We start from the raw sequence: 15549 nt of genomic DNA on the forward strand, positions 1-15549 counted from the left end.
GCAATGATCATTGCTTTTTTAAATCTTATTAATTATTATAAGCCACATTTTAATTGAACATTACAGTTATTACATGTAACACAGCCACCCGCATCAATCATCGTTCCTTCTTTACAAATTGGACAAACATCGCCAACTTCAGCTCCGATGTTACGGTCCTGATTAATTCCCCGTAATTTTCCAACTGTTTTAACATTTTCGGTTACTTTTTTATTTGGCCGATTATCAACTTCAACCCCCAAATCATCTAAGTTTAATTGTTCTAATGCGGGGTGATTTTTATCGGTTGTTAATGATAATACTTGTGAATCACGTGAACCATCAACATAAACTGTTCCCCCTTTAGCACCACCTTTATATAACCGAGTGTAAATTTTTTCAACATCTTTTACCGAATATCCTCGTGGAGCATTAACAGTTTTTGAAATTGATGAATCAACTCAACGTTGAATAATACATTGTGTATCAGCATGATCTTCAGGTGCTAAATCCATGGCGGCAACGAAAATATCTGGTAATGTTTCTGCCGTATATTCAGGATTATATTTTAACCATTCATCAACAATTTTAGCATTAACTTCAATGTTTTTTCCTAATCGTCCTGAACGATAGAACTTAAATCCAAAGTATGGTTCTAATCCAATTGAAACCCCAACCATTGTTCCTGTTGAACCAGTTGGTGCAATTGTTAATAAGTGTGAATTACGAATTCCATGTTTTAAAATGGCTTGACGGATATCTTCTGGCATTTTTTTCATGTAACCCGTTTCAATAAATCTTTCACGTGATGATAAGAACGGAAATGATCCTTTTTCTTGTGCTAAAGCAATTGATGTTCAATAAGCTTCAGTAGCAATTAATTCAAAAATCTTATCGACAATTTCATTTCCTACTTTGCTACCATAACGAACACCATGGAAAATTAACAAGTCATGTAATCCCATTACTCCTAACCCAACTCTTCGTTCTCCGAGCGCTTGTTTTTGATTCGCCTCTAAGAAATACGGTGTTGCATCAATAACATCATCTTGCATACGAACACAAGTTTGAACAGTTGTTTTTAATTTATCATATAAGATTTCCTTTGTTGCTTTATTAACAAAATTAGCTAAGTTAATTGCTGCTAAGTTACATACCGAATAAGGGGCTAATGGTTGTTCACCACAAGGGTTTGTCGCAACAACTTTCATCCCATAAGCTTTCGCATTTGTCATATCATTTGCAGTATCCAAGAAGAAAATTCCTGGTTCTGCTGAGTAATTAGCACAGAAATTAATTAAATCTCATAAATCAGGAGCACGCATACGATAATATGTTTTAACCTTATAGCCCATTGCTTGTCATTCATTAATATCACCAATTTCAGCTCATTTTTCATCATAAAAATCTTTTTCTGCTTTGGTGTAGTTATCTAAGTCAGGGAATTGTAGTTCTCATTCAGCATCATCTTCAACTGCTTTCATAAATTTATGAGTTAATGTTACTGAAATGTTTGCTCCCGATAAAAATGACGGGTTATTAACTTCCCAAGCGCCACCCTCTTCTAACTTAATTCGTGCTTCATTAATAACACGATCATTACCAATTTCAGTTTCATTATTTAAAGCATATTCATAAAGATTACGGTCTAATTCTGATAATGGCACAAATTTAATTTTTCGACTTGCTTCATCACGAATTAATTTATCCTTTGAGTTTTCTTTTAACCAACGTAAAATTTTTGGATTCTGCATTTTAGAAATGATAAACTCAATTACATCAGGGTGTCAATCAGCCATCATAATCATTTGCGCACCACGACGTGATCCTCCTTGTTCAACTAAATGGGTCAACGTTGATAAATCATTTAATCACGATACTGCTCCTGATGAACGACCCCCAACACTTTTAGCTACTGTTCCACGAGGACGTAATGATGAACCATTTGTTCCAACCCCACCTCCATGTGACATAATTTCCATTACTTCTTTTCGATGGATTGAAATTCCTTCGCGTGAATCTTTAATAAATGGCATTACAAAACAGTTAAAAAAGGTAACATCGCTATTACTTCCAGCACCATATAATACCCGTCCAGCCGGAATAATATTTAAATCTTTTAATTCATTAAAGAACTGGTCACGATAAACATTATGTTTTTGTTCGTTTTTACTAAGTGCATTCCCTACCCTTCAGGCAATTTGTTCGTAAAAGATTTCTAATGGCTTTTCAACCATATGTAAGTTTTTTCGAATTATATTATTTGAATTATTAATTAATAAATCAGGATCAATATTATGAGCATAATCAGCTTCAATTTGAATATCAACAGTGTCATTCTTACGATCAACAGCAACAACATTTCCAATTCCCCGGGTTGGAAATCAACCATCATCTTTAATCACTGTTAATACTAAATCATTTGCTTTTAATGTTTTTAGCTCATTATCTTTTTGTGCATAACGATCAAGCACTACCATTCTTGAAACCCCATCAAAAACCATATTATAATTTTCTTCAATTTCTTTTAAATGGGGAAAATGTTCTCTAATATCCTTATTTAAACTATTAATTAATTCTTTTGAGTACATCTTGTTTTTCCTCCTTACTCATTCCATTCCTATTGTCATAGACATAAAATAAGTATACCAAACTTTATTAACAAATTAATATCTTTTAAAGCCTAATAATAATTTAAGCATAATTTTAAAAAATAGGTACAAAATATCTTTATTTTTGGAAAAAAAAGACGCCAACAATATCTTGTTTTGTCTCTTTCTATCTTAAATAAACTTAAGTGCTTTGGAAGATTCTAATAAATCAATTAAAACTCCTTCCTTTTTCAAATTTGTAATTAAATTTGTTTTTTCATTAAGTGACAGTTTTGTTTTTGTCAAATAAATCTCGCCATTATAACGCTGATACAAATAATTATCAATTAATAAACTATAACGTGGAACAACTAACTGTTGATTATTCCAGGTCTTAATATTTGTATTATTGTTATGTAACCCACGGCTTTCCACAAATCTTAAAACGTGGCTATTCGCATCATTTCGAATGTGATAAACCTTGTTTTTAATAGGGCAGTAATTTGCTCTGGTAAATTATTATAGTCTAATCTAATTGTCAATTCTGGACTGTTATTAATTTCTACTAAGAACTTTAAGTCAGAATCACTAATCATTGTATCACTAATAATACAATTTTCAATCCCAAAGTGACGATATCATTGTAATTGTACATATGGTGAAATTTTCCGAAATTTTTCAATTGTTGGTAATCCTTGAAATAAAGGCCCGCGGGGATGTTCTAACAAAGCAAGAAAAGTGAAGATTAGCAGATCGTATTCTTGTAATGTTTTTGTTCGGAAAATAAACTCACTAATATCCATTCCAGTATATGGCTTTGGATAAAAGTTATAAGAAATCGCTAATCGTTTTGTTCCGCGTGCTTTAATAATTTCTAATAAATCTCCTAACTGGTTATCACTACCATTTAAATGAATGTCACATTTTAAGTTATCAATAAGATCAAGGATTTCTGATGTTGAAAACCCAAAGTCTAATCGTAATGCATCTGGAGCATAAGCACTAATTAAGTCATAACTAAAATAATTTTTGCTAATATCTAAAATTGTATATAAGCCTAATTCACGAGCATATTTAATTAATATTTTTAAATCAGCTGCATTATGATCTTTTTCAAAATAATGTCCACTATAAAAAACCGTTTTAAAACCAGCGTGATATGCTTTTTGCAAATATTCTTTGTTTTTTTCAATTGTAATTCCTTGGTTTGTATAAATTGAGATTCCTAACATTTTATCTCCTCCGCTTCAAAAATAAAAAACATCTTAAAAATTAAGATGTTAAAAGTTATCTGTTACTTACTATTAATTACTTTTGTTACTAAATTATCATATTCGGCTAATAATGTTTCACTTTCTGCATAAGAAACATTTTTTAAAATCATAACAATAGCATTTTTACATGCGTAGTTTGCTGCAGTTAACGTTGTGGCAACAACATCATCACTAGCATTTGTTACGGCTTTGACAATTCGTGCTGTTCGCACTTTTAACTTTTCATTTGTAGCAAGTAAATCAACCATTAAGTTCTGATATACTTTTCCTCATTTAACCATTAAAGTGGTTGAAATCATATTACATACTAACTTTGTTGCTGTTCCTGCTTTCATTCTTGTACTACCAGTCACAACTTCTGCTCCTGTTTCAATCGCAATAACTTCATCTGCAACCGCTAACATTTCTGAGTTTTTCGTCATACATAAACCAACCGCTAAAGCACCAATTGTTTTTGCGTATTCTAAACCAGCTAAAACATAAGGTGTTCGTCCTGATGCCCCAATCCCAACAACAGTATCTAATGGTTGTAAATTTAACGCTTTTAAATCAGCAACACCTAACTCGCGGTCATCTTCTGCGCCTTCCGCTGGTGTTCTAATTGCATCATCACCACCGGCAATAATTCCAATAATTTGATCTGGTTTAAGACCATAAGTTGGTAACATTTCTGAAGCATCAAGAATCCCAAGACGCCCTGATGTTCCAGCACCCATATAAATTAACCTTCCGCCTTGGCTAAAACGAGTAAAAATTAAATCAATTACTTTTGCGATTGTTGGTAATTGTGCTTGCACTGCTGCCGCAATCTTAGCATCTTCATTATTAATGATTGTTAAAACCCCCATTGTATCAGCTTGATCAAGTGCCATACTATTTGGATTTCGTTGCTCAATATCTATTTTTGACAAATCAATTTTTTGCATAATATTTCTCCCCCTACATATTAATCTTATTCAACTTTAACATGGGCCATTTTACTACGTTCTTCTTTTGGTAATTGATAATATGCCACTATTCAGTAAATAAAAATTCCAATAATAGTAATAAAAGCTAATGTTCATAAAATTTTTTGATATAGTTTATATTTTCCGTCTTTACGATATAACTCTTTCATATCTTTTCCACCGGCTTTAACAATTCGCGAATAACCAAACATTGTAATAAGTCATCCGGCGGCAATTGAAATAACAGATCCCACTAAATAAATTCCAACCGCTAATGGAATATTTCCCGTATTAGTTGTCATCATAAAGGCTGCTAAAATTCCTGATGGACCAAACATTGCATTTAAGCCAAAGGTAACATTTCCTCACATATAAACGACACCAATAAAGAATCCACCAAACCCAGCACCAATTGATGCTGTTACAAAGGGACGAATTCGTGGTAAAGTTACCCCATAAATCATTGGTTCACCAATTCCAAAGATTGCCGGAATTAAAGCCCCTTGAATTTGACGACGTAATAAACTTCCTTTTGTTGCCATAATTCATAAAGCAATCCCAGCTCCAACTTGGGCCATTCCAGCCATTCCTAAGATTGGGAATAAACCATTAACCCCCCGTTTCCTTAATTAAAATTCCATAAATTGGAATAAACCCCTGGTGAACACCAAAGGCAACCGCCATTAAGAATATCGTTGCTAACACAAACGCCCCAAACGGATTAGTATACAAATGCGCAAAGAATCATGCCACAGCTTGATATAAATATCCTGAAATTGGAATTAATAAGAAAATATTTAATAATAATAGGCCAAATAAGACCAAGGTTGGTGTTCCAATTGTATCTAGAACTCCCGGCATAAACTTACGAACACCACGTTCCATTCACAACGCTGCAGTTGCTGTTAGTAATGCTCCTAAAATGTTTCCTGATGGATTATTAAACACTAATTTACCATTAACTAGTTCAGGACGGAATCCAACTGTTAATCAGTTTGTTAATGGATTACTAATGTTAATTCCTAAATAATTAACATGGTTAGCATCCCCAACAACTAGCATTGGAACCACGCTACTTACAAATACTGGTGAGTAAATTGCCGCTGTCATCGCTCCCAAAACACCACTACCGCCTCATACCTCACAAGTTCTTCAACCAACAATAATAATGAAGGCGTTTTTTCAAATATCTAAAATTAAACTTAATGCCTTAAATCATGACACTGCAGCAGTGGGAGCATGACTTGTATCCATTGTTCCCCCATATGCTGATTGCATAATTCCAGCAATTCCTGATAAAATCCCAGCTCCAATGAACCCAATAATCATTGGTGAAAAGATTTTTGAAAATTTAGTAAAAAAGTTTGGACTCAATTTTGTTTTGCTTTCATTTCGCCTTTAACAGCTTGCGCTGCTTCGGCTGCTGTTACAAATGAATCAGAACCATCATTGTCGTTATAAGTTGTTTTATTAGCATTAACTAGTTTTCCAAATGCTTGGGTAACATTTGCAACAAAACCTGGGCCTAAAACAATTTGTAATTCAGTTGGTGACGGGGTTAAGATTCCCATCACATTAGGAGTTGTTTTTAGTTTTTCTAAATCAACATTTGCTCCCGGTTTTAAATTAAGTCGTAATCTTGTTAAACAATTTGTATATGAGACAACATTCTCTGCTTTGACAATATCAACAATATCTTTCGCTGTCTTTTTCGGATCTTTGGCCATTTTGTTTTTCCCTCTTTCTCATTAAAAATATGTTTTATACTTAATACCCATATATATCATAAAAGAAAATAATACAATTACAAGAAAACCCCCGTTATCTGTAATTTAATCTCAAAATTTGTAAATTTTAAAATTTAGCCACTAATGTTTGTTCTAACACACGACGATAATGTTCTAAATCAGTTGCTAATAATGAAAAATAAATCATATCTAACCCAAATAACAAGGCAAAACGACTTGTTGTTGAAATTAAACGTTCAATTGATTCATTACTACTAATTGTAAGTTCATAATTAGCTAAATTAGATAATGTATTATTTGACTGGCGACAAACAACAACAATTAGTGTTTTATTTTGTTGACAAATTTTTGCTAATTTAATTAAATCCAATGTTTCACCAGAATATGAAACAAAAAAAGCTAAATCATCAGCATTTAATTGCTGTGCTAAAAAATAACCATTATGAAAATCATTCACAGCAATAATGTTAAAACCAACACGAAGGAGTTTTTCCTGAAAATCCTTCGCCACATTATAAGTTCCCCCAACAGCAAAAACAACAATTCGATGAGCTGTTTTTAAATGTGTTATTACTTTGTTAATAGTCTCTTTTTGTTTTAGTCCTAATCGAAAGGTTTCATGTAAACTACGAACAATATTATGATAAGTATTAACTATTAAAACATTATTACTTTCTCCCGCCATAATACTTTCTTCACCAGCAAGATTATGATTAAAATATTTAATAATGTGAATTAATTCTTTATAGCCATCTAAACCTAAAAATTTAGTAAAACGATTAATTGTTGCAACGGATGTATAAGCATATTCAGCCATTTCCTTAATTGTAATATCGGGAACAATAATTAAATTTTGTAAAATATATTTTGCAAGAAAAGAAAAGCGCTGATCACTATCAATACTAATTGCTTTAATTTTGCGGATTACTTCATTTTCAGTCATTATTATTTTTCTTCTTATCCTTTCTTCTTATTATACCTTTCAAACACTAATCAAACAATCATTAACACAAAAAAACCAATTCCAGCAATTGATAGTAAAACAATCGCAGGAATTAAAAATTTTAAAAGATAAAGCAATAACCCAATTAATGCCACTAAAGTTAACCCTAAAAGACTACCATTAATCACTCATTTTTGTTTTGTTGTAAAATTAAACATTTAAAACCCTCATTAAAAGATAACTTATATTATTTTATTTAAAATAATATCTTCTTTTTTAACTATACCTTATTTTCTACTTTTTGCAATGAATTATCCTTTAATAAGTAATAGCAATCAAAACAAAAACTATGCGAGTAGCATAGTTTTTTTAATTGAATTAACTTTCCATCATTACAATTTGTTGAATATTTAATTGGTTGATTTTTTTCATAGAAACAAAATATGAGAAAATATATAAAATAATAATTCCTCCCAAAATAATTGATAAGGTAATTAACCCCGTTCCAATTGGAACATAGAAGTTAAAGAACATTAAAACCTTTTGCGTAATTGTTCAAGTTAGTCCTCATGTAATGAAATAACCAATTAGTCAACCAACAATAGCAAATGGAATAAAGATTCCTAATGTTAAATTATTAATTTCTCATCTACTATAACCTTGAACTTTCATTGTCGCAATGATTTTAATAAATTTCTTAATAAATAAATCAATGGCAAAGTAAATTGTAATAACTGAAACTATAACAATAATAACAATGAAAATTAAAACAATTGATAACGCAATAACAATAATGCGATTCATCACTTGGGCTTTAATTCCAACATAATCTGCCGACAAGACAGAAGATGTATAAGAATTTGTAAAGTTATTTAAGGATAAATCACCATTAGTTGAAGATAAAGCATATCGATTAATTTGATCAGATGGTTGTAATTCCGTAGTATATTTACCATTATACCATTGCATTATCTTAAGATTGTCCTTTAATTCTGTTGTTGGAAAGAAATTAATTTTATTTGCATTCTGCATACTAACAAATAACCGTGGATTATCATAAGTGGCAATACTTTTTACAATTTTAACTTTGACTGGCATTACTGTCAATGATGGCACAACTTTGATAAAATTATTATCAATCGCTGCTTGATATCACGTTGTTGGAATGCCATTAACAAAGTCGCCACTATATGAACCATCAAAGTTAAAATCATATGGTTTAATAACTCAATATTCCTGACTATTAACAGTTTCTTTTCGTACTATTTTATTAGATCCTGATGATACCTCTAATAGTTTCCGTTGTTGACCATTATTTAAAGTAATCACTTTATTCGTCCAAATTTGTTCCATTGCTGAATTGGATGGAATTCATAATTCAACATTATTTAAATTATAATATTCACTCTTTGGATCTGCTGAAGCATAATATTTTGTATTAGAACTTGTGTTATAAGTAAAATAACTTTTATCTAACGAATATAAACTCTGGTAATTATTTGGATTTCATGGCCCTGGACTACCACTAAGGTTATATTTCCAGTTTTGTTTAACTAATGCGGTATTATTATTACTAAACTCTGTTCACTGCTCTGGACCAACATTATATTGTAAGGTTGATAATTGTGGTGTCAAAGTAATTTCTTTCCCAACCCACAAGTTTAACTGCTGAAGTGCTGTCACATTTGCAATTGCATTAACAACTTGATTATTATTATTATTATTATTATTATTATTCGCTAAAGCAGCACGATCATCTGCTGATAATTGTAGCATTTTTGTATTAGCATTAATCCCATAAACTAGTAAGTTTTTATCATTATATGCTGCATCAAAACTAGTGAAAACATCATCAGTTGCATTATTATAACTCATTGTTCCAATTCCTAAAGCAAAGTGATTTGCACGATCAGGATTCTTATTTCAATCCTCTTTTACCGAAGCTGGAATAATCCCGTTTGTTGCTTTACTAAAACAAGTATTTCACAAAGCAACATAATCACCTTTGCCTGGAAACGGTGGATATGGAATCGCGCCAATCCCAAGGGCTTTTGGTAAGACAGTACATAAAATTTCAGAAATTAAAGCTCGCACACTATCGCCACTCGGTGAATTTTTTATTAATTCATTTAGATAATTAAAAATTCCTAATGATAAATTAGTTCCTGACAAAGTAACAAAGTTATATGACAACATATCTTTTAAAATTCCTGCCACTGTTGGTTCTTGGTTTACTGTTTTTAGTGACTTAATTGTTTTACCACCATCAATACTATAATAATTTGCTAATGGTGTCATTCCCCCAATTGGATATAAATATTTATCAGTTGGATCCCCGGTGTTTGGAACATTATTAATTCCATTTCACGGATATGTTTTGTAATATGACAATGGACTATTACTAATAACATTACTATATTTAACCTCACTACCATATTTAATATTTTTATAATAGTTTGTATTAAAGTTTTTAGCATAAACGGGGGCTAATAATGATACTGTTAAAGTAAAAGTTACTAAAGCAAAGATGCCTAAATAAGTAAAAGCTTGCTTTAAGGAAGTTGATAAAACCACCATCCGGAAGCGACCAACAAACGTTTTGAAGTCCAAACTACGAACAGAACGTGCTAATTTATTATCAACATTTAATTCCCGTGTTGGATAAATTAAACTTAATACTTCTGTTTTACTAATTGAAAAATAACAAGTAACAAATGTAATCAACGATAGAAAAGCAACAAAAAAGGCTAATAAAAAGAGCAGAATCATTCAGTTTCAAGTAAAGGTTCAATTAATAATAAAGAATAAATTAAATAATTTTACAACAAAGAGTTGGAGGGTAATCCCAACTAACCAACCGGTCGGGACAGCAATAAGAACACTAAGCATTAAAATACTTCAATAAGATAAAGTAATTTCACGAAGATAATATCCACCCGCTTTTAACATCCCAATTTGTGATGATTCTCGTTTAATCATTTCTTTAATGATAATATATGAAACAACAAATAATGTTATTGCAAAAATAATAATGAAAAATAATCCAATATAAATATAAACATTAATTGTTTTATCTAATAAACTATAACGTCATGTTAATTGACTTGTTTCATTTTTAGCTTCAAAAGTACCAATGGCAGGATCAGTTGCTTTTTGATTATTATTTATTTGTAACGCTTGTGCATAAGTATCTAATTCATTAGGATTGTTAGCATAATATTTTTTAAAAAGTGCTAAATTAGCTGCTGGTTGTCCAGCTAAACTTTTTAAAAAAACACGTGAATTATCTTTTAAACTAATTAAACCTTTATTATTATCTTCTGACAATAATCACATGCAATATGAAGATAAATAAACAACAGTATCTGTTTTAAAATCAGGAATAAAATCAGTTTCATAAATTGTTGGATAAATGTTTAATGTGTCTCCCCCCGTTGCCCCAACCGTAAAAGTTTGTTGGCCAATCCTAATATCATCACGTAAGGATTTATTTTGAAATTTTAAATAATTAGGACTAACAACAGCATAATAGTTGTTTAAGGTTGATTCAACAAGAGATGGTCCTTCTCATTCAGAAACCTTATTAAAAATTTTTAATTGCTCATCTTTTAATAAATCATGTCAACCAATTACTTTGTATTTTAAATTATTAACAATATCTCACGTTGTAACTTCCTGACGCATTGAAATTGCAAAATTACTAACAATTCCGAGCATTTTGTAATAACTTTGAACAAAATTAATAAACGAACTTCGTTCACTATTATTGCCAAAAAAAGTAACCTTATTAAATAAATCACCAATAACCATTCGTCCTTCATTAATTCCGGTTTGGTTTAATTTATCAATATATTGATAAGGTGATTGCGCTAAATATTGAATTCGCTCTGCTTCATTCCCACCACTATCTGTTATTTTATAACGCGCTGCAACTCCAAAACTACCACGTAAACCTTTATCAAACAAAGTATTTATATTAACAGTGCTAATTGTTTTATTGTCTTTCCCTAATGTGACGTCAATATCAGGCATCTCAAAATGAGAAAAATCATTATTTGTTGTTTTTAATTCTCAATCTCAACGATTAACTGCCTTTTGATTTTGATCTGCTTGCCCATTTGTAAACATAGCAATGGCATTTTTAATTTCTACTTCTGTTGCGGTGGGATTTATTACTAGAAAATGTTTATTAATATAATCAATAATAATTCCTAAAAAGTTTTTATAAATTTGCGTTGTTTTAAAATCAGCAAAATACTGATCAGCTGATGTATTTTGCCCCATTGCCCGTAATTTTGCAATTAATGTATTTTGATAACTCGGTGCTGATTGGCGAATTTTTAAAGCTAACCCTAACCCAGTTATTGCTCCAGAAGATGTTTTGTCAAACGTAATATCTTGCTGTGTTAAAGCGTAAAAAACATCACTATTGGCCGTACCAATTGTAATTTTTGGATATGTTAATTTATTATCATTGTTTTCTACAATAACATATTCTGAATCAAAGGCAAAACTTGGTGTAATTGTTTGCATATTTGAATTTGCAAATTCCATTGCTGAATAGTGAAAAGAATAGTTATAATCAAAACTACCATATCCCATTTGACGGTTCGCTGCTTGTAAACTAGTTACCGTCGTAAATAAACAAGAAGTAATAATTGAACAAATAAAAATTAAAAGGAGCAATGAAATAAATTGCCCTTTTGCCTTAATTATTCCTAAGATTCCTTGCTTCATCAACAGTGTTTTTTTCATGTTTAATCCTACACCACTATCTTAATCATTTTGCACAACATCATAATAATGTTTTCATTGTCCGCTACTATCTTTTGCAAATCATTGAGTATTAGAAATTACTCAGTATTGATGACTATCATCACCAGGATTGACATTTGTCCAAGTAATAGTATATTTGTAATTAACTTTTTGATAATTATTTCCTAAACCATCATACTTTTCAAATCAATCTAAATCATAGTTTCCTAACGCATCTAAATAAGCTTTATTTAAATCTTGGTATGTTTTAATTCCATCTTTTGCCACATATCATTTTTCATGTAAGTTTAGATTAGTAGCCACATCAGCATCACCAATTCCTTTATATTCAAGGTCATACTGCATATTATTTTCGTTTAAAAACTTTCCATTATTAATAAATCAATTTTCTCCTAATAATAACGTATTCGTATAATCATATAAGGCATTATTAATTGCTAATAAATCTTTCCGTGTTTCTGAATTAGGATCAAAATATAATTTATTTAATAACGCGCGAACTGGTTTGGTTCCATCATTAAACCATGTAAATGCTACGTCCATAAATGAACCGGCTGCTGGTTTGGTTGGATCTGCACTACCAGTTAATAATTTTGCAATTTCTGTTTGATTTTGTTCCTGGTTATTTGGATCAGATCATGAAATTTGACTAACTTTTGTTAATGAATCAGCATTATCTAAAATTCCTTGTGATAAGGCAATAACAAACTGATTCATATCATTAATTGTTAAAGTTCCTAAATCACCATTTGCTGGTAACATCATCATTTTAGCCATAGATTGTAAGACTACTTTAAATCCTGGCGTAACAACTTGTCCTGCAACTTTTAAAAATGTTCCAATAGCATTATTGGCCTCCCCTTGTTGTTCTGTTGTTGCCTTTGTATATCAACCATTAACTTCGTTTCCAAATTCAATAAATAATTCGGCTAATGATTTTGATGAACTATCTTTTTTAAATAATAAATCAGTTACTGATAATTTTGGTGTTTTTCCATTCCACATTGCATCACGATTTTTATATTGGTCCTCTGGTTTTGTCAAATCTAAATCATCTTGCATTGGTTTTGTTAATAATAAATCACTAAAAATTTGTGCTTGTTGGGCAAAGAAATTATTAATTTTTGCCTCAATTTCTTGTTTTGCATTTCCTGTTGCTCCTAAATTACTTAAGGCTACTGAAACACCTTTTTTTGCTAATTCATAATTTGGATTTTTTTCGTTTGGATTATTTGGCATTGTTGGTGAACCAAAAATTTGAAAATAAATAGCTCCTAAAATACTTCCAAAAAAAGTCCCATCCGCATCTTTTGACAATGGTAAAAATTTGTTTAATTGATTAATATATGTTTTTGATTGTGAACGGTCCGTAAACATATCAGTCATTAAAATTAACTGTAAAATTACCATTAATTTATCTTGTTCTTCTGATTTCTGTGCTGTGGTAAATGATTTACCTGTCGCAAATTTTTTCCCATTAATAACAAAATTTGAATTTGTTGTAGTATCAAATTTAATGTCTTTTGTTGCCAACGGATTATAATTCATATTTAAATCATAAAAGTAAGTTGTTCGTGGTAACTCAAACATTGCTTTGTTATAAGCATCCTTAATCGTTTTATGTAACCGCGCATCGCCTTGTTGTGTTGCTAAAATTTCTTTTGCAATTGAATAATTTGATAGTGGTCCCCCATCATATCAATAATTTAACATATTACTATTTGCTGCTAAACTAGGCATTGCTGGTAATAAATCATTTTCAGAATATCCTGGAAGCTTTGCTTTTGTTTGATTTTCCGTATTATATAAGTCATTATTCAAGATATTCATATAATCATAATTTGATGCCATATTATTTAATGGCATTCCATCTTTTTGATTTAAATAACGACCACGATAATAATCAACATCAACTAAATTGCCATCTTTATCTTTGTATGAATCTGGCAATCGTGTTAACATCTGTAAAGTTGATGGTGTATATCCATTTAAATTTTCATGTCGATTAGCAATTGCCATTTTTGAAAATAATGTTGTTTGTAAAATCTTTGATTTTAATGGTCCATTTGGCATTTTTTCGACTTCGGGATCTTTATATTTATCCCCCGTTTGTGCTTTTCCCTTGTTTTTACAACTAACAACAGTAATAGCTGGAGTTGTCACTAAAACTGTAGCAGCCAAAATATTAAGTAACTTGCGCATTCTTGTTCCCTCTTTTCTTTTTTATTGATAAGCTGTCTTTGTTAATAAATTGTTTTTTATAAGCCATTGAATTAGTTAATCTAAGCATTATTTTATTCTTGCAACGACCCCATTCAGCCATTAATTTCATTTTTTAAGAATTTATTTGGTAAGCTTTCTAAACCATTTTTTTGACTAATATTAAAAAAATGAAGGGCATTTAATAATAATGAAAGTTCAACCAATTCGATTTCATTATTATCAGTAATTTCTCATAAATTTTGCATTGTTTTTTTGACTGTTTTCATCAAAAAAAACAAATCTAGTAAGCATAGAATTTTAATTAGTTTTAATAAAATTTTTAAAAGTAACGAATGTCTTAAAACTCGTAAATCATTTGGTCGGCTTTCAAAATTACTAATTGTAATTAAAAAGATTAGCAAATGAAAAGCAAACTCATGTACAAATTTTGTTTTTAGATCAAATAAGTAAAAAATTGCAACAATAAAACCAGTTAAAATACTTCATGTTAACCATAGAACTAAGATTTGATGATTATGAATTTTATCAAGTCAAAGCAATAATTGTTTTCCCATTAAAAATGAAAATAACAATGAAGTAAAGATTAACATCATTAATTTAAAAATATAATTTAAAAATTGTTTGTTCATTAAAATAATAATTCCAATCATAAATTGAAAAACTAACACTGTCTCAATCACAGCATAAGTAGTAATATCATTACCGAGAGCATAAATTTTTATAAAAACCATTTGTAAAATTATTGTCATAATAAATTCAGTAACAATTAAGATTACATTAAAAAAATATTTTGTTGCTTGTACTCCTAATTTTAATTTAATTGCATAAATTCTAAAAAAATAAGTAACAACTTTTAAGATTGTATAAAATAAAATAATACTTGCCAGAAAAAATATTGCAACACGTTCCAATGAGAAATTAAAGAAAAAATGAATTGAGCTTGGGATATTAAAATTTGACATTCCATTTTGTAAATTCATTTTTTCTCCTCACAAATTTTAAATAGTCCGTTGTTGCTTATTGAATATATTAAAGCAAAAAAAAAAAAAAAACAAGTGGTACTCTTTG

At 30.1% G+C, this 15549-nt stretch carries 11 protein-coding genes; all 11 read right to left on the minus strand.

The features are described from left to right. Positions 1-35: 35 nt before the first annotated feature. A complete protein-coding gene (locus TS70_RS04000; protein ID WP_198049485.1) occupies positions 36-2570 on the minus strand; it encodes a vitamin B12-dependent ribonucleotide reductase in 2535 nt (844 codons plus the stop codon). 192 nt (positions 2571-2762) lie between these two features. Next, on the minus strand, positions 2763-3005 hold the full coding sequence (locus TS70_RS07575) for a phospho-sugar glycosidase domain-containing protein (protein WP_241460191.1): 243 nt from the start codon (positions 3003-3005) through the stop codon (positions 2763-2765). 5 nt (positions 3006-3010) lie between these two features. After that, positions 3011-3802, minus strand: coding sequence for a MupG family TIM beta-alpha barrel fold protein (locus TS70_RS04005; RefSeq protein WP_227991193.1), 792 nt, complete (start codon positions 3800-3802; stop codon positions 3011-3013). A gap of 62 nt (positions 3803-3864) precedes the next feature. Further along, on the minus strand, positions 3865-4770 hold the full coding sequence (murQ, locus tag TS70_RS04010; RefSeq protein ID WP_198049486.1) for an N-acetylmuramic acid 6-phosphate etherase: 906 nt from the start codon (positions 4768-4770) through the stop codon (positions 3865-3867). Positions 4771-4796: 26 nt separating this feature from the next. Beyond that, complete coding sequence (locus TS70_RS07580) at positions 4797-5369, minus strand: hypothetical protein (protein WP_232332441.1); 573 nt, start codon at positions 5367-5369, stop codon at positions 4797-4799. 624 nt (positions 5370-5993) lie between these two features. Continuing rightward, on the minus strand, positions 5994-6518 hold the full coding sequence (locus TS70_RS07590; protein WP_241460189.1) for a PTS transporter subunit EIIB: 525 nt from the start codon (positions 6516-6518) through the stop codon (positions 5994-5996). 127 nt (positions 6519-6645) lie between these two features. After that, the gene (locus TS70_RS04020; RefSeq protein WP_198049487.1) at positions 6646-7482 is read right to left on the minus strand and encodes a MurR/RpiR family transcriptional regulator; all 837 of its coding nucleotides are present in this window, start codon (positions 7480-7482) and stop codon (positions 6646-6648) included. Positions 7483-7496: 14 nt separating this feature from the next. Then, positions 7497-7700, minus strand: coding sequence for a hypothetical protein (locus TS70_RS04025; RefSeq protein WP_040093823.1), 204 nt, complete (start codon positions 7698-7700; stop codon positions 7497-7499). Positions 7701-7860: 160 nt separating this feature from the next. Further along, on the minus strand, positions 7861-12237 hold the full coding sequence (locus tag TS70_RS04030) for an ABC transporter permease (RefSeq protein ID WP_198049488.1): 4377 nt from the start codon (positions 12235-12237) through the stop codon (positions 7861-7863). Between the two features lie 21 nt (positions 12238-12258). Continuing rightward, positions 12259-14460 carry a lipoprotein gene (locus TS70_RS08520; protein ID WP_198049489.1) on the minus strand — a complete coding sequence of 734 codons (2202 nt, stop codon included), beginning with the start codon at positions 14458-14460 and terminating at the stop codon, positions 12259-12261. 92 nt (positions 14461-14552) lie between these two features. Continuing rightward, on the minus strand, positions 14553-15461 hold the full coding sequence (locus tag TS70_RS04040) for a hypothetical protein (protein ID WP_198049490.1): 909 nt from the start codon (positions 15459-15461) through the stop codon (positions 14553-14555). Between the last annotated feature and the right edge of the window lie 88 nt (positions 15462-15549).

The organism is Spiroplasma sp. hyd1 (assembly GCF_016082235.1).
Classification (GTDB): domain Bacteria; phylum Bacillota_I; class Bacilli_A; order Mycoplasmatales; family Mycoplasmataceae; genus Spiroplasma; species Spiroplasma poulsonii.